The organism is Pseudomonas sp. PGPR N4, assembly GCF_059693665.1.
The window spans coordinates 186730-202538 of the sequence record NZ_JCAUKV010000006.1; the positions used below are offsets into that span (position 1 = coordinate 186730).

At 61.4% G+C, this 15809-nt stretch carries 14 protein-coding genes; 10 read left to right on the forward strand and 4 right to left on the reverse strand.

Annotation, left to right across the window (positions count from 1 at the left end):
- Positions 1-111: 111 nt before the first annotated feature.
- The gene (gene uraH, locus AC58X1_RS20965; RefSeq protein ID WP_150572689.1) at positions 112-465 is read right to left on the reverse strand and encodes a hydroxyisourate hydrolase; all 354 of its coding nucleotides are present in this window, start codon (positions 463-465) and stop codon (positions 112-114) included.
- Between the two features lie 388 nt (positions 466-853).
- Between uraH and puuE the strand changes: the two genes are divergently transcribed.
- The 7 genes from puuE to AC58X1_RS21000 all read left to right on the forward strand — a co-directional run bounded on the left by puuE (position 854) and on the right by AC58X1_RS21000 (position 7987).
- Positions 854-1780 (forward strand): allantoinase PuuE, encoded by a 927-nt coding sequence (gene puuE, locus AC58X1_RS20970; protein WP_101318001.1) that lies wholly within the window; start codon positions 854-856, stop codon positions 1778-1780.
- Positions 1780-2295 carry a 2-oxo-4-hydroxy-4-carboxy-5-ureidoimidazoline decarboxylase gene (gene uraD, locus AC58X1_RS20975; protein WP_497429410.1) on the forward strand — a complete coding sequence of 172 codons (516 nt, stop codon included), beginning with the start codon at positions 1780-1782 and terminating at the stop codon, positions 2293-2295. The genes puuE and uraD overlap by 1 nt, the downstream gene beginning before the upstream one ends.
- Before the next feature lie 104 nt (positions 2296-2399).
- Positions 2400-2903 carry an ureidoglycolate lyase gene (locus tag AC58X1_RS20980; protein WP_101317997.1) on the forward strand — a complete coding sequence of 168 codons (504 nt, stop codon included), beginning with the start codon at positions 2400-2402 and terminating at the stop codon, positions 2901-2903.
- 131 nt (positions 2904-3034) lie between these two features.
- A complete protein-coding gene (locus AC58X1_RS20985; RefSeq protein WP_497429411.1) occupies positions 3035-4360 on the forward strand; it encodes a urate hydroxylase PuuD in 1326 nt (441 codons plus the stop codon).
- Between the two features lie 192 nt (positions 4361-4552).
- Positions 4553-5908: a nucleobase:cation symporter-2 family protein gene (locus tag AC58X1_RS20990; RefSeq protein WP_101317993.1), complete on the forward strand. Its 1356-nt coding sequence runs from the start codon at positions 4553-4555 to the stop codon at positions 5906-5908.
- 154 nt (positions 5909-6062) lie between these two features.
- Positions 6063-6848: an outer membrane protein OmpK gene (locus tag AC58X1_RS20995; RefSeq protein ID WP_101317991.1), complete on the forward strand. Its 786-nt coding sequence runs from the start codon at positions 6063-6065 to the stop codon at positions 6846-6848.
- Between the two features lie 356 nt (positions 6849-7204).
- Positions 7205-7987 carry an outer membrane protein OmpK gene (locus AC58X1_RS21000; RefSeq protein WP_150572691.1) on the forward strand — a complete coding sequence of 261 codons (783 nt, stop codon included), beginning with the start codon at positions 7205-7207 and terminating at the stop codon, positions 7985-7987.
- 68 nt (positions 7988-8055) lie between these two features.
- Here AC58X1_RS21000 and AC58X1_RS21005 read toward each other — a convergent pair whose 3' ends face one another.
- A complete protein-coding gene (locus tag AC58X1_RS21005; RefSeq protein ID WP_150572692.1) occupies positions 8056-8976 on the reverse strand; it encodes a DUF808 domain-containing protein in 921 nt (306 codons plus the stop codon).
- 131 nt (positions 8977-9107) lie between these two features.
- Complete coding sequence (locus tag AC58X1_RS21010; RefSeq protein ID WP_497429412.1) at positions 9108-10034, reverse strand: AEC family transporter; 927 nt, start codon at positions 10032-10034, stop codon at positions 9108-9110.
- A 410-nt stretch (positions 10035-10444) separates the two neighbouring features.
- On the opposite strand from AC58X1_RS21010, the gene AC58X1_RS21015 reads away from it, so the two are divergent.
- A complete protein-coding gene (locus AC58X1_RS21015) occupies positions 10445-11752 on the forward strand; it encodes a putative bifunctional diguanylate cyclase/phosphodiesterase (RefSeq protein WP_259077388.1) in 1308 nt (435 codons plus the stop codon).
- 19 nt (positions 11753-11771) lie between these two features.
- Here the strand turns inward: AC58X1_RS21015 and AC58X1_RS21020 are convergent, their stop codons facing one another.
- Positions 11772-13301: an IclR family transcriptional regulator domain-containing protein gene (locus AC58X1_RS21020; RefSeq protein ID WP_497429413.1), complete on the reverse strand. Its 1530-nt coding sequence runs from the start codon at positions 13299-13301 to the stop codon at positions 11772-11774.
- 171 nt (positions 13302-13472) lie between these two features.
- Here AC58X1_RS21020 and AC58X1_RS21025 point away from each other — a divergent pair, with 171 nt between their 5' ends.
- Together AC58X1_RS21025 and AC58X1_RS21030 are read left to right on the forward strand one after the other, a co-directional pair.
- Positions 13473-14813 carry an MFS transporter gene (locus tag AC58X1_RS21025; protein ID WP_497429414.1) on the forward strand — a complete coding sequence of 447 codons (1341 nt, stop codon included), beginning with the start codon at positions 13473-13475 and terminating at the stop codon, positions 14811-14813.
- Between the two features lie 9 nt (positions 14814-14822).
- Positions 14823-15797, forward strand: a complete 975-nt coding sequence (locus tag AC58X1_RS21030; protein ID WP_497429415.1) for a hydroxyacid dehydrogenase — start codon at positions 14823-14825, stop codon at positions 15795-15797.
- The last annotated feature ends 12 nt before the right edge of the window (positions 15798-15809 follow it).

A 15809-nucleotide genomic window follows, 5' to 3' on the forward strand; every position in this document is an offset into this window, starting at 1 on the left:
ACAAAGACCAGCGATGGTCACAAGGCCTCAGAAACACCAATCTCCAGACGAAAAAAAGCCCGCCAGTGTGAGAGCGGGCCAAAGACCTACGAAGATTCTTCTAGCGACCAACTAGCTTCCACGATAGGTCGAGTAGCTGTAAGGCGAGATCAGCAGCGGCACGTGGTAGTGCTCCTGCTTCTCGTCGACCCCAAAGCGCAGCACCACAACATCCAGGAACGCCGCTTCTGGCAAAGCCACGCCCCGAGCTCGATAGTAATCCCCGGCACTGAACTGCAACTGGTACACGCCGGTGCGGTAATCGTCACCCTGCAGCAACGGCGCATCGACGCGGCCATCGCTGTTGGTCAGCGCGGTATTAACCAATTCCAGCTGCTGGCCTTCGACACGGTACAGCTCGACCTTGATCGAGCTGCCCGGGCAGCCATGCGCAGCGTCCAGTACGTGAGTGGTCAGACGTCCCATGTGCGTGTCGCCTCTTGTTCAGTTCGTGGGCAGAAAATACCCAGCAAGCACCGTAAGAGGGCCTGCCGTGTGTGGGAATGAGCTCATTAAGACACTTTCTCAATAAATTGTACACAATTTTTTAGACCCTTCAGCGCCACTCCGCCACACGCTCGCGAAAACCTGCTATGTATCGCCAGATATAGGCTGTATAAGCAGGCCCAGGTCATTAGCTGACCAATCAGGCAAGTTTCTTGCAAAGCAGTCTCACGCGACAAAAGGGCAGAAATGCGGAAAAACAGGCTTACAAAAGATTTCAGAAGTTGTATACAATCAGCCCATCCGGTGAGTGCGACAACCCGACGCGGGTCCACCACCCCTCGCACAACGTACAAGAAGGAAGACTGCAGTGAGCGCTGACTACCCTCGCGACCTGATCGGTTACGGCAACAACCCACCTCACCCGCACTGGCCGGGCAACGCCCGCATCGCCTTGTCGTTCGTACTCAACTATGAGGAAGGTGGCGAGCGCAACATCCTCCACGGCGACAAAGAGTCCGAAGCCTTCCTGTCTGAAATGGTTGCCGCCCAGCCCCTGCAGGGCCAACGCAACATGAGCATGGAGTCGCTGTACGAGTACGGCAGCCGCGCCGGCGTCTGGCGCCTGCTCAAGCTGTTCAAGGACACCGGCGTACCGCTGACCATCTTCGCCGTGGCCATGGCCGCCCAGCGCCATCCGGATGTGATCCGCGCCATGGCCGAAGCTGGCCATGAGATCTGCAGCCACGGCTACCGCTGGATCGACTACCAGAACATGGACGAGGCGCAGGAGCGCGAGCACATGCTCGAAGCCATCCGCATCCTCACCGAACTGACCGGCGAGCGCCCACTGGGCTGGTACACCGGTCGTACCGGCGCCAATACCCGTCGTCTGGTGATGGAAGAAGGCGGTTTCCTCTACGACAGCGACACCTACGACGACGACCTGCCCTACTGGGAGCCGAACAACCCAACCGGCAAGCCGCATCTGGTGATCCCGTACACCCTCGACACCAACGACATGCGCTTCACCCAGGTGCAGGGCTTCAACTGTGGCGAGCAGTTCTTCCAGTACCTCAAGGACGCCTTTGATGTGCTCTACGAAGAAGGCGCCGAAGCGCCGAAGATGCTCTCGATCGGCCTGCACTGCCGCTTGGTCGGTCGCCCGGCGCGGCTGGCAGCGCTGAAGCGCTTCGTCGAATACGCCAAGAGCCATGACCAGGTCTGGTTTGCCCGTCGCGTGGACATCGCCCGCCACTGGCACACCACCCACCCGTACCAGAACGAGAACGCCTGATGACCGCCTTCAAGACCCTGACTCCTTCGACCCTGAGCCGTGACGCGTTCGTCAGCGCCTTTTCTGACATCTACGAGCACTCGCCGTGGGTGGCCGAGAAGGCCTATGACCTCGGTCAACTGGCCGAGCTGGACCAGATCGAAGCCCTGCATCAGCGCATGAGCGACATCCTGCTCAGCGCCAGCCACGCCGACCAGTTGGCCTTGATCAACGCTCACCCGGACCTGGCCGGCAAAGCCGCCGTCCAGGGCGAGCTGACCGAATCGAGTACCAATGAACAGGCTGGCGCCGGTATCCACCAGTGCACTGCCGAAGAGTTCGCCCGCTTCACCGAACTCAACGATGCCTACAAGGCCAAGTTCCAGTTCCCGTTCATCATGGCGGTCAAGGGCAGTAACCGACACCAGATTCTGGCGGCGTTCGAAACCCGGATTCACAACGATGCCGATGCCGAATTCAAAGAGGCGCTGGCGCAGATCAACCTGATCGCGCTGTTCCGCCTGCTGCAGCTGTAAGGCTTGCCACAAGGTCTGGCCCGAGTCCGCCACGCGAGCGTACCCAGGGCCTTCCGGCAAGCGCACCACCACATTAGCCAGTCATAGAAGAAGAGATAACAAGCATGCGCACACTAGTGATCGAGCCCCTGAGCAAAGAAGCCTTCGCCCCCTTTGGTGACGTGATCGAAACCGACGGCAGCGACCACTTCATGATCAACAACGGCTCGACCATGCGCTTCCACAAGCTCGCCACGGTTGAAACCGCCGAGCCTGAGGACAACGCCATCATCAGTATCTTCCGCGCCGACGCGCTGGAAATGCCGTTGACCGTGCGTATGCTCGAACGCCATCCGCTGGGCAGCCAGGCTTTCATTCCGCTGCTCGGCAATCAGTTTCTGATCGTGGTCGCGCCAGTTGGCGATGCACCTGTATCAGGTTTGGTCCGTGCCTTCCGCAGCAACGGCAGGCAGGGCGTCAATTACCATCGCGGCGTTTGGCACCACCCGGTGCTGACGATCGAAAAGCGGGATGATTTCCTGGTGGTTGATCGCAGTGGTTCAGGCAACAACTGCGATGAGCATTACTTCACCGAGGAACAGATGTTGATCCTCAATCCCCACCAATAAGAAAAGGTCGGTCATCCACGGCCTGCATGAAATACTCGGTGTCGCGATAAACCTGCTGCGCTCGCAGCCTGCTTATCGCGCGCAAGGTCGCGTGCAGCGTTCAAGCTGGTGATCGGCAAGAGGTACATACTGTGGAAGCACACCTTCACGAATGGCTGAACCTGAGCATTCGCTGGGTTCACATGATCACAGGCGTCGCCTGGATCGGTGCATCGTTCTACTTCGTCTGGCTGGAGAACCACCTCAACCGCAGCAACCCGCGCGATGGGTTGTCGGGTGATCTCTGGGCCATCCACGGTGGTGGTATCTACCACCTGGAGAAGTACAAGCTGGCGCCGCCGAAAATGCCCGAGAACCTGCACTGGTTCAAATGGGAAGCCTACTTCACCTGGATGTCCGGGATCGCCCTGCTGTGCGTGGTGTTCTACTGGAACCCGACCCTGTACCTGCTCGCCCCGGGCAGCTCGCTGAGCGGCGCCGAAGGCGTGGCCATCGGTATCGGTTCGCTGGTAGCCGGCTGGTTCATCTACGACATCCTCTGTGACTCACCATTGGGCAAGCGCCCTGCCCTGCTCGGCGGCGTGCTGTTCGTACTGATCATCGCCGCATGCTGGGGCTTCAGCCTGGTGTTCAGCGGTCGTGGTGCGTACCTGCACACCGGTGCGATCATCGGCACCATCATGGTCGGTAACGTGTTCCGCATCATCATGCCCGCCCAGCGCCAGCTGGTCGCGGCGATCGAAGCCAACCAGACGCCCGACCCGCTGTTGCCGGCCAAAGGCCTGCTGCGCTCGCGGCACAACAACTACTTCACCCTGCCGGTGCTGTTCATCATGATCAGCAACCACTTCCCGAGCACCTACGGCAGCCAGTACAACTGGTTGATCCTGGCCGGGATTGCAGTGGCTGCGGTATTGATCCGTCACTACTTCAACACCCGTCACGACAGCAACAAATACGCCTGGACCCTGCCCGTCGGCGCTCTGGCGATGATCTGCCTGGCCTATGTCACCGGCCCTAAACCTTTGCCAACTACTCCTGAGCAGGCTGCGGCGAAGACCGAGTATCAACCGCTGCCAGCCACGGCCGTAGGCGGCAAGACCGCTGCCGAACAGCGTGCTGCCGATGCGGCCAAGGCGGCTGAAGCACCGGCCGCAGCTGCACAGGCTCCGGCCCAGGCCACAGCCCAGTCGGGTGACACCTTCGACACGATTCACAACGTGATCCAGGAACGCTGCACTGTGTGCCACTCGTCCAAGCCGACCAGCCCACTGTTCAGCACGGCGCCAGGTGGCGTGATGTTCGATACCCCGCAGCAGATCCAGGCCCAGGCCGCGCGCATTCAGGCGCAAGCGGTTGCCAGCCAGATCATGCCGCTGGGCAACATCACCCAGATGACCGTTGAAGAACGCAAACTGGTCGGTGACTGGATCGCCAAAGGCGCCCCCGTCAACTGACCCCACGCATCGCCAGGCTTGCTCCTGCACCGGGACCACTTCCCGTGCAGGGCACGCCTGCGCCATGCGCACTACGCAACAAGCAAGCATCGAGCGCAAACCCGCAGCGTGAACCCCTGGCTTTTACCCAAAGCCTGGCGCTGCAGGTTGACCGCTTGGATCCGAGAATAAAAACAAAACTCGAGGTGCTGCATGTCAGAGTCATCCAAGGCGTACATCCCTGTTGCGCCGCCACGACAGCCCCTGCCCCTGTTTCAGCTGATCCTGGTGGGTCTGCAACACGTGCTGCTGATGTACGGCGGTGCGATCGCCGTGCCGCTGATCATTGGCCAGGCCGCTGGCCTGTCGCGTGAAGAAGTCGCCTTCCTGATCAACGCTGACCTGCTGGTCGCAGGCGTTGCCACAATTATCCAATCGTTCGGTATCGGCCCGGTCGGCATTCGCATGCCGGTGATGATGGGCGCAAGCTTTGCCGCAGTCGGCAGCATGGTGGCCATGGCCGGCATGCCCGGCGTGGGCCTGCAGGGCATCTTTGGTGCAACCATCGCCGCCGGTTTCTTCGGCATGCTGATCGCACCGTTCATGTCCAAGGTGGTGCGCTTCTTCCCGCCGCTGGTCACCGGCACGGTGATCACGTCGATCGGCTTGTCGTTGTTCCCGGTGGCGGTCAACTGGGCCGGTGGCGGCCAGCAAGCGGAGACCTTCGGCGCGCCGATCTACCTGATGGTGGCCGGTCTGGTGCTGGCCGTGATCCTGCTGATCAACCGCTTCATGCGTGGCTTCTGGGTCAACGTGTCGGTGCTGGTTGGGATGGGCCTGGGCTACATCGTCGCCGGTTCGATCGGCATGGTCGACCTGTCCGGTCTGGGCGCTGCGCCATGGCTGCAGGTGGTCACGCCGCTGCACTTCGGCATGCCGACCTTCAGCCTGGCGCCGATCCTGTCGATGTGCCTGGTGGTAGTGATCATCTTCGTCGAGTCCACCGGCATGTTCCTCGCCCTGGGCAAGGTGACTGATCGCGAAGTAACCCCGGGCATGTTGCGCCGGGGTCTGTTGTGCGATGCCGGTGCGTCGTTCATCGCCGGTTTCTTCAATACCTTCACCCACTCCTCGTTCGCCCAGAACATCGGCCTGGTGCAGATGACCGGCGTGCGTTGCCGCTACGTCACGGTCATGGCCGGGGCCATGCTGATCGGCCTCAGCCTACTGCCCAAGGCGGCGTACCTGATCGCCTCGATTCCACCGGCCGTGCTTGGCGGTGCGTCGATTGCCATGTTCGGCATGGTTACCGCCACCGGGATCAAGATCCTCCAGGAGGCGGACATCTCCGACCGGCGCAACCAGTTGCTGGTTGCGGTGAGTGTCGGCTTTGGCCTGATCCCGGTGGTCAAGCCGGAGTTCTTCGCGCAGATGCCGCAGTGGATGGAACCGATCACCCATAGCGGGATTGCCATGGCCACAGTCTGTGCCCTGGTGCTCAACGTGCTGTTCAACATCCTCGGTGGTGCTGACCGGGCGGCGCACAACGACGCCTGTCACCAACACTGAGTCGACGGGGTGGCCAGGCTGGCTACCCCGTTTGATTGCAACGCTCTCACGCTCACGCAGTACCGCTACACCGTCGGCCCGCCGGAATGGGCCGTTCGGGGCGCCCTTGCGCCGAAAAAACCCCAAAAAAAACAATAAGTCCGGGAATCACGACATGAAGCGCATCACCTCGTCCCTCTTGCTCGGCAGCAGCCTGCTGGCGACCGTCCCCGCCCACGCCGGCGAATGGCTGCAGTGGCACGGCGAAAGCCTGACCTACCTGTACGGCAAGGATTTCAAGGTCAACCCGAATATCCAGCAGACGGTGACCTTCGAGCACGCCAACAAATGGAAGTATGGCGACACCTTCCTGTTCGTCGACAAGATCTTCTACAACGGCAAGGCCGATGCCAGCAAAGGCGCCAACACCTACTACGGCGAGTTCAGCCCACGCCTGTCGCTGGGCAAGATCACCGGCCAGAGCTTTGCCTTCGGCCCGGTCAAGGACGTGTTGCTGGCCATGACCTACGAGCGTGGCGAGGGCGACAACGAAGCCTATCTGATCGGCCCTGGCTTTGACCTGGCGGTGCCCGGCTTCAACTACTTCACCCTCAACTTCTACTTGCGCAACACCGAGGGCAGCCGCCCCGGTGACAATGTCTGGCAGATCACCCCGGCCTGGTCCTACACCATCCCGGTCGGCCGCTCGGACGTACTCATCGATGGCTACATCGACTGGGTGGTCGACAACGACCAGACCCGGCGCGGCACCTACCACGCCAATCTGCACGTCAACCCACAGGTCAAATACGACCTCGGCAAAGCCCTCAACTACGGTGCCAAGCAGCTGTATGTGGGCTTTGAGTACAGCTACTGGAAGGACAAGTACGGCATCGACAGCCGCGGCAATCTGGACAGCAACCAGAGCGTAGCCAGTGCGCTGGTCAAGGTGCATTTCTGAGAAGCTGACCGAACGCCCAACTTTGGTTCCACGTGCTCCAGGACGGAGCACTTGAGGCGCAGCGCGCAACTGAGTAATCTGCGCGCCCCCTCGCTCAGGGCAGAATGATTTCTGCCCGCGTTTACTGACCGCTCAGTCAATGAATTCGGGTGGTTGGTCTGCGTGTTGCCAGCCGTACAGGACCGTTTTCAGCCGTTCAGCAAGACGTCGAGCAGGAAGATTGCGACCAACGACAAAAGTTGGCGCAGCTCTTGCCAAACAGCTGTGGTCAATCGAAAAAAGTTGACTCAAAAGACAAAAACAGCGCCACCACCGAGCGCTGACAACAGATCCGAATCAAGGGAGCGACACACGCGATGCGTACCATCAACAGCCTGATCCTCGCCGGCAGCCTGCTGGCCTCCGGGACCACCTTCGCCGGTGACCTGCTGCAGTGGCAAAGCAACAGCCTGACCTACCTGTGGGGCAAGAACTTCAAGGTCAACCCGGAAATCCAGCAGACCTTCACTTTCGAGCACGCGGATGGCTGGAAGTACGGCGACAACTTCGTGTTTGTCGACAAGATCTTCTACCAGGGTAAAAAGGACGCCGGCAACGGCCCCAACACCTACTACGGTGAGATCAGCCCGCGCCTGTCGCTGGGCAAGATCCTCGACCAGAAGATCGCCTTCGGCCCGGTCAAGGACGTGCTGCTGGCGATGACCTACGAGTTTGGTGAAGGCGACAGCGAGTCGTACCTGATCGGCCCTGGCTTCGATCTGGATATCCCAGGCTTCGATTACTTCCAGCTGAACTTCTACCAGCGCACCACCGACGGCAGCCGCGCCGGCGACAACGTCTGGCAGATCACCCCGGTGTGGGCGTACACCATCCCGGTCGGCTCTTCGGACGTGTTGATCGACGGCTTCATGGACTGGGTAGTCGACAACGACCAGAACCGTCGTGGCACCTACCACGCCAACCTGCACTTCAACCCACAGATCAAATACGACCTGGGCAAGGCAATGCATCTGGGTGAGAAGCAGTTGTACGTGGGTATCGAGTACGACTACTGGAAGAACAAATACGGGATCAAGGATTCCGACGGTTTCACCACCGACCAGAACACCGCCAGCCTGCTGGTCAAGGTGCACTTCTGATCTGATCAGGCGCGGCGTATGAATCCGCTCCAGTCAGGATGAACCCTGCTGGAGCGGTACCAGTTCGATCAGTTGCTCGCCAGTTTGCGCACCCGCGATACCCCGCCGACGACCACCGCAGCGACAAAGCCGGTGATCGCCCCAACCACACCGTACAGGCCGAACTTCGCCACCGCGCCCCAGCCCGCGCTCGCGCTAACCAGCGCCTCGATCAGGTGTTCAAGCGGCTGGATACCCTCGGCAACGAAGGTGCCGCCGACCAGAAACATCGCCAGCGTGCCGATCCACGACAACGCCTTCATCAGGAACGGCGCCGCAGCCACCAGGCCGCGCCCGAATTTCTTGACGAATGTGCCCCAGGCGCCCTGAGCTTTCGACTTCGCGAGAGCAAAGCCTGCGTCATCCATGCGTACGATGCCGGCGACCAGGCCATATACGCCGACCGTCATCGCCAGCGCGATCACCACCAAAGTGATGATTTGCTGATACAGAGGCGCATCGGCAACCACGTTGAGAGTGATGACGATGATTTCGGCACTGAGGATGAAGTCGGTCTTGATCGCGCCCTTGATCTTGCGCTGCTCGTACTCGGCCAGCGCTTGCGGGGTTTTCGGCACAGGCTTGTGTTCAGCGTCCGCTGCTTCATCGCCGCCACGCGAAAGCTTGTCCTTGATTGCCTCATAGCCCTCATAGCACAGGTAGATCCCGCCCAGCATCAACAGCCACTTGATCGCGGCCGGCAACAACGCGCTGAGGATCAAGGCGCACGGCACCAGGATCGCCTTGTTCTTCAACGAGCCCTTGAACACCGCCCATACCACCGGCAGTTCACGATCGGCCTTCATGCCGGTGACCTGCTCGGCGTTCACCGCCAGGTCATCGCTGAGCACGCTCGCCGACTTCTTCGCCGCGACCTTGCTCATCAGCGCAATGTCATCGAGCAACGCCGCGATATCATCCAACAAAGCAAAAAAACTGCTGCCAGCCATTCCATTGATTCCTAAAGGTGTCCGCAGCCACCCAGGCCTGAGCCCGCGCGGCTGCGATAAAGACGTGATTGCCGACAAGTTGGCATAGAGACCCTAGCCACGCTGAACAGTTCTGGCTGGGTGACCCAGCGCTACAGCAGCGGTGTCGTAGCCAACACCACCAGCGGCATCGCCAGCGCCGCCAGCAGCGTCTGCCCGGCGATGATCGCCGCCATCAGTGGCGCATCACCGCCCAACTGCCTGGCCATGATGTAGGCGGACGACGCGGTGGGTAAGGTCTGGAACAGCACCGCCGCCAGCGCCGCCTCGCCTTCAAGGCCGAACAAGCGGCAGATCAACACCGTCACCAAGGGCATTGCCACGAACTTGATCACTGACGAAGTGCCGATCGGCTTGAGCCAGCCGCGCATACTGCGCAGGTGCAGCGCCGCCCCGATGCACAGCAGGCCCAACGGCAGCGACGCCTGCCCCAGCGCCTGCAGTGCCGGAGCCAGGCCCGGCGGGATGGCAAGCCCGCTGCCCCTTACCAGCATGCCCAGCGCACAGGCCAGCAGCAGCGGGTTGAGCGCCAGCTGCTTGAGCACGCTGGCCAAGGTCGGGCGACTGCCCGCGCCATATCGGGCAAACACCAGCACGCAGAGGATATTCACCGTGGGCACGATCGCAGCATTGGCGATGGCAGCCAAGGCGATGCCATGGGCGCCGAAAATCCCCGCCGCAGCGGTCACCCCGACATAATTGTTGAAGCGCACACCACCCTGGAACAGCGAGGTAAATGCCGGGTCATCGGCCGGGAACAACCGCCGCGCCAAGACCATCACCGCAGCCACGGCCACCGTCGACACCACCAGCACGCTGACCATCGCCTGCACCGGCAGGTCGCCCAGCTGTGCGGTTGCCAGGCTATGGAAGAACAGTGCCGGCAGCAGCACGTAATAACCGAGCTTTTCGGCATACGGCCAGAACGCTTCGCCGACGAAGTTCGCGTGGCGCAGCCAGAGCCCAAGCATGATCAGCAAGGCAATCGGCACCAAGGCGAGAATGAGCGCGCTGGTCATTGGCCAGCCGCCGGCAAAATTGACAACGTTCGCCGCAACACAGAAACCTCCTCCATAACAACAGCCCGGGACTATAAACTGAATAACCAACAACGCGCGGCGATTTATTATTCCGAGGATACAAAACAATAGATGCCCTTGCCTCCATTACTCGGGCCACGGCAGAACTGATCAACTGGTCAAGTTAATAACGGTGGCGCGTAGCACGCGATTCATCATTCCCTGGCAAACGTTTGCTACCATGCGCGCGACCCCGCACTTGAGCGGCGTGCTTGTCATCTGCACCGGCCATGATGCGCAGTAAACCGCGAGTGGCGTGGTCTATGATTATTAGTGCGCGCAACAACGCAACTCCATCAGTGGAACTGGCCAACGTGAAGAACACATCAATTCAAGCGAGCAGGCGTTGGATGGCTCGCAAGTTCCCTGACACGTCGCAGTGGCCACGCATCCAATTGCTCCTTCGCTTCAGCGGCGTCGCCTGCATTTTGCACGGCACGTTATGGGGCGTTTATTACGCGACCCATGCCATGTTGCTGCTGGCAGTGTTGCTGTTCACGGTGGTGCTGTCTGGCCTGGCCTGCCTGTATCTGGCGACTCAGCCAACACAGCGCGCGCTGCCGGCCTTGGCCCATTGCCTGCTGATCGCTACCGTGATTGCCAGCCTGGCCGACTCGGCGACGGCCGACACATCACGCTCGGCCAACCTGTTTCTGATCCCTATCGGCGTGGCCGCCTTTCTGCTATTTCGCAACAGTGGCATCTACCTGCGCTGGGTGTTTCCGTGCCTATGTTTCGCAGGCCTGGTGTTCTTCGCCAACAGCCCATTGACCTTTAGCCGGCTGGAATTGCTGCCATCAGACATCAGCCAGTTCGGGCATGCCCTGAACAGCATCACCGCCATGGCCCTGACCCTGGGCGTGCTGGCGATATTCCGCGATGAGCAGAAATTCAAGGTCGAACTGCACAGTGCGCTGGCACGGGCACTGGCCCGCCGCGAGCTGTGCACTTACCTGCAGCCACAAGTCTGCGCACAAGGGCGGGTGATCGGCGCCGAGGCCCTGCTGCGCTGGGACCGCCCCGGACACGGCATTCAGTCGCCCGCCGAATTCATTCCCGTTGCAGAGCAAAGCGGCCTGATCCACGACATCGGCCTGATGGTGCTGGAACAAGCCTGTCGCCAGCTAAGTGAGTGGTCCGAGCACAGCGATGCACAGCACTGGAAGTTGTCGGTAAACGTCAGTCCGCTTCAACTGACTTCGTCAACCTTTGTTGAAGAAGTTCGAGAGATAGTTCACAAATTTAATATTCCTGCCAATCGACTTCGCCTGGAAATAACCGAGTCGGTATTTGCCAGTGATCTGGTGGCAACTGTGATGAAAATGGAAGATCTGCGCAGCGACGGCATATCGTGGTCACTGGATGACTTCGGCACGGGGTTTTCTTCATTGGCCCTGCTGCGCGAACTGCCACTGGATGAGTTGAAAATCGATCGCTCATTTATCGCCGGTATTGAGAGTGACGTGGGCAAATATGAACTGATCAGAAAGATCATTGAAATTGCCGAGATACTGAACATATCGACGGTTGCCGAAGGCGTTGAGACCGAGGCCCAGTTCGATTGCCTGCAAGCGATGGGCTGCACTGCCTTCCAGGGTTTTTACTTCGGCCGGCCGATGATCGCGGCGCAGTTCATTGGCAAATACGCGGCCAGCTAAGCGCAAACCGCGGCATGGCTTACTGGCCCGGTTCACCTTGGGCAGGCGCAGTGCCCAGTGAAAGCAGCCGGCTGATGCGGCTGGTTGCAAGCTTCATGTGATCAACCAATGCCGCTAGATCGCAATCCTGCTTGCGGTACTGCGGAATGGTGGCCGAGAGCGACCCTGCCACCTGGCCGTCGACAAAGAACGGCACGCCGATACCAAAGGCGCCGAGGACTCGCTCGCCGTCCCCCTGCGACCAGCCGCGTTCGCGAATGGCGAGCAAATCCGCCTGCAGCGCCGAATGCGAGACGATGGTGGCCTCGGTGAATCTGTTCAGGGTCAGGCCGTCAGCGAACTCGGGGGCCAGGTGCGCCAATACAGCCTTGCCCGCAGCACCGGCATACAGCGGCACTTCGACACCGGTTTCGAGTTTGTACTGGATGGGCTTCCAACCCTGAGCCACTTCGATGAATTGCGCCGTGCTGGAGCACGCATCGAAGCTGAGAAAGGCCACCGTTTCGCCGGTCTGCTTGACCAACGCCTCAACGATCGCTCGGCACAGTTTTGCCACAGGGAAGCGGTTGTCGCCGAGCACCGCCGCCCACTGGTACAGGCGCGCCGCAGGGTATAGCGCCTGGCTGCTGGCAAACACCAGGCTGGCCTGTGCAGCAGACTCGACGATCTTGCGCGCCGTGGCGCTGTTGCACTGCAGCTCGGCGGCAATCCCCGCCTTGCAGGGGTAGCCGTCGGGTACCGCACAGAGGATTTGCAGCAATACCTCCAGCCGAGCCGCAGTGGCGCTGTCCTCGTCGCAACCCCGCACCTGCGGACAGGCTCGCGCGGTGACGGGCAATCCCCCGAGGTGGTTCAAGACCTGTTCGACTTTGCGCAACGCCGCACTGGCGCTGCTGCCACCGCCAGCGCCCAGGTCGTGCAGCGACACCGTCACCAGCAGCCCATGCGGCAAGCACCGGGTGGCCAGGGCCACCGCTGCGGGGAACTCGGATTCGGCCATCGCCTGCCCGTTGTCGGCTGGCACCGGCAGCTGTTGCTGGTCAGGCTGCGCGCCGCTGTTCAGATGATCAGCGAACGCTCGGCCAATATCGCCAAAACCCAGCGGATAGATCGCGCCAAGCTGCGGCCTGAAGGCCAAGGTGGCCGCTGCCTCGCCGCAACACAGCACGAAGTAGCCGTCACAGTGCGGGGCATACACCGAGAGCAAGGCTGACTGCTTGGCATCGCCGGCCAGCTCATCGAGCAGCTTCCCGGCCGCATTCCACACGGCGCTGTGCGCACTCACCGCCTGCATCAGCACCCGCAAGCGTGGCCCGACCCGATACTTGCCCGCGCCATCTTCCGCTGCAAGGTCACGCTCGACCAGTGCCGCCAGGATCCGATTGATAGTGCTGCGGCTCTCGGCGAGCTCGCTGGCCAGCTCCCTGACACCCCACGGCTCACCCTCCGCTCGTCTGACCAGTGCGTCCAGTACCTCGATCAAACGACCGTGGCTGGAGGTGGCGGCAACCGCGTGGCTGGCCGCGGGTTCAGGGCGTGGGTTAGGCATTTCAGAGGCTTGGCATGCTGCTACGGGAGCCCATTCTGTGCTCAAGGCCACAACCAAAGCAATTAGCCCGCCTGTTGACAACCAGGCTGGGCACGAGGATGCTTGGGAAAAACAAAACAGGACACTGTCCCATTTTTTAAAATGGCCGTGACCAAAACGCTGGAGTGACCTATGAATAACAACAATACATTGACCGAGCCCGTCGCCATGTCCGAGCCTGTCGCCGAGCGCAAGACCAAGGCGAAGAAAGCCACCGCCGCCGCCGTGTTCGGCACCTTCGTCGAGTACTACGACTTCAGCATCTACGGTTATCTGGCGGCCACCCTGGCGCTGGTGTTCTTCCCGTCCGATGACCCCACCACCGGCCTGCTCAACACATTTCTGGTATTCGGCTCGGCGTTCCTCGTGCGCCCGCTCGGCGCCGTCGCGTTCGGCTGGCTGGGTGACAAGGTGGGGCGCCGCACCAGCCTGATTGCCAGCATCACCTTGATGGGCATCGCCGCGACCTTGATCGGCCTGCTACCCGGTTATGCGCAGATTGGCGTGTGGGCGCCGATTCTGCTGGTGGCGCTGCGCATGCTTCAGGGCTTTTCCGCCGGCGGCGAAATCGGTGGCGCAGCGAGCTACATTCGCGAGTGGGCACCGGCCAATCGGCGTTCGCTGTACATCTCCTTCCTGCCCTCGATCGCCCAGTTCGGCAAGGGCCTGGCAGCGGCCATCGCTGGCCTGGCCGCAGCCTGGCTGACCGACCCGCAGATGGCCGACTGGGGCTGGCGCGTGCCGTTCCTGCTGGCTTTGCCGCTGGGCATCATCGGCCTGTGGATGCGCCTGGGCATTGAAGACAGCCCTGAGTTCGAGTCGAACAAGACCATTGACGCCGAGCAGAAAAGCGCGCCCTTCGCCGAGCTGGTGCGCGATTACATGCGCCCGCTGACCAAGGTCATGATGATCTCGCTGGTGCAGAACATCGGCACTTACATCGGCACGGTATTCATCGCCGCCTACTTCAGCTCGATCCTCGGCTACTCAAAAGGTCAGGCCTCGACCATCGTCCTGGTGGCGGTGAGTTTTGCCGCGCTGATGATTCCCCTGGCCGGTCACCTCGGCTCGATCATCGGCAGCAAGGCCGTTCTGCGCCTGGCCTATCTCGGCTACGCCACCCTTTCGATCCCCTCCTTCATGCTCATGCAGCAAGGCCAGGTGAGCCTGGCCATGGTCGGCCTGGCCCTGGGCATGGTGCCGTACGCGCTGTGCCTGGCCGGCACCTACTCGGTGATGCCGGAGTTCTTCCCGACCCACGTTCGCCACACCGGTGTCGCCTTCGGCCACAGCGTCGGCGCGGTGATCGGTGGCGGCATCGGGCCGTTCATGGCGACCTGGCTGATCGGCGCCAGCGGCAACCAGTCGGCACCCGCTTTCATCCTCTGCGGCGCTGGCGTGCTGGGCCTGATCGTGCTCAGCACCGTGCGCAACAACGCTGCCGCCGACGCCAATCGCCATCAATTTTCCTGAGTACAGACCATGCCTCTGATCTACGTCACCAGCCCCATTCACCCGCGCGTGCTCGCCGGCCTTGCTGACCTTGGCGAGGTGCGTCTGGGCTATGGCGCCAACGCCGTCAGCTATGACGAAATCCACAACCAGGTCGACGCGGTGTTTCTGCGTGGTGGTCATGTCAGCGCCGAGATGATCGCCGCCTCGCCGAAACTGCGCATCGTCGCCCGCCATGGCGCGGGCTACGACAACGTTGATTACCAGGCCGCCGCGCAACATGGCGTGTGGGTCACCAACACTCCCGGGGCCAATCAGCGCAGTGTTATCGAACATGTCTTCGCCTTGCTGCTGTCGCTGTGCCGCAAACTGCCCATGGCCAGCGAGCAGACGCGTAAACGCAAATGGGCGCAGGACCGCCTGGCACTGACCGGCATCGAGCTCGAAGGGCGCACCCTGGGCCTGGTCGGCTTTGGCAACATCGGCGCAAGCGTTGCGCCCGTGGCCGAGGCCTTTGGCCTGAAGGTGATCTTCACCGACCCGGCAATCGCACCAGGCACCGATCCGCGCTGGGTCGACCTCGACACCCTGCTGGCCACTGCCGATGTGATCAGCCTGCATGTACCGCTGCTACCCACCACCCGCAACCTGATCGGTGCCAAGCAGTTCGCCCGGATGAAAGACGGCGCGCTGCTGATCAACACCAGCCGGGGCGGCGTGGTCGATGAGCAGGCCATGGTCGCAGCGCTGAACAGCGGCAAGCTGGCCGGCGCGGGGGTGGATGTGCTCGACGCGGAGAATCTCGACATGATCAACCCTTTCAACCACCCCACTCCGGCCATCGCCGAAACGCCGAACCTGATCGTCACCGCGCATGTGGCCGGGCAGACCGACGAATCGTTGATGCGGGTTGGCATGAGCGCCCTGCAGGCGATTGCCGCCGTGCTCCAGGGGCAAGCCCCGGCGCACCCGGTCAACCAACCTGTGGCGAAGTCGTTCGACTGAGCGCCGGCGAAT

Bases quoted from the DNA above. Each gene is read 5' to 3' on its own strand.
- AC58X1_RS21015 (WP_259077388.1), top strand. From the start codon at position 10,445: ATGGCTCGCAAGTTCCCTGACACGTCGCAGTGGCCACGCATCCAATTG.
- uraH (WP_150572689.1), bottom strand. From the start codon at position 465: ATGGGACGTCTGACCACTCACGTACTGGACGCTGCGCATGGCTGCCCG.
- AC58X1_RS21025 (WP_497429414.1), top strand. From the start codon at position 13,473: ATGAATAACAACAATACATTGACCGAGCCCGTCGCCATGTCCGAGCCT.
- uraD (WP_497429410.1), top strand. From the start codon at position 1,780: ATGACCGCCTTCAAGACCCTGACTCCTTCGACCCTGAGCCGTGACGCG.
- AC58X1_RS21000 (WP_150572691.1), top strand. From the start codon at position 7,205: ATGCGTACCATCAACAGCCTGATCCTCGCCGGCAGCCTGCTGGCCTCC.
- AC58X1_RS21020 (WP_497429413.1), bottom strand. From the start codon at position 13,301: ATGCCTAACCCACGCCCTGAACCCGCGGCCAGCCACGCGGTTGCCGCC.
- AC58X1_RS20990 (WP_101317993.1), top strand. From the start codon at position 4,553: ATGTCAGAGTCATCCAAGGCGTACATCCCTGTTGCGCCGCCACGACAG.
- AC58X1_RS20980 (WP_101317997.1), top strand. From the start codon at position 2,400: ATGCGCACACTAGTGATCGAGCCCCTGAGCAAAGAAGCCTTCGCCCCC.
- AC58X1_RS21005 (WP_150572692.1), bottom strand. From the start codon at position 8,976: ATGGCTGGCAGCAGTTTTTTTGCTTTGTTGGATGATATCGCGGCGTTG.
- AC58X1_RS21010 (WP_497429412.1), bottom strand. From the start codon at position 10,034: ATGACCAGCGCGCTCATTCTCGCCTTGGTGCCGATTGCCTTGCTGATC.
- AC58X1_RS20995 (WP_101317991.1), top strand. From the start codon at position 6,063: ATGAAGCGCATCACCTCGTCCCTCTTGCTCGGCAGCAGCCTGCTGGCG.
- AC58X1_RS21030 (WP_497429415.1), top strand. From the start codon at position 14,823: ATGCCTCTGATCTACGTCACCAGCCCCATTCACCCGCGCGTGCTCGCC.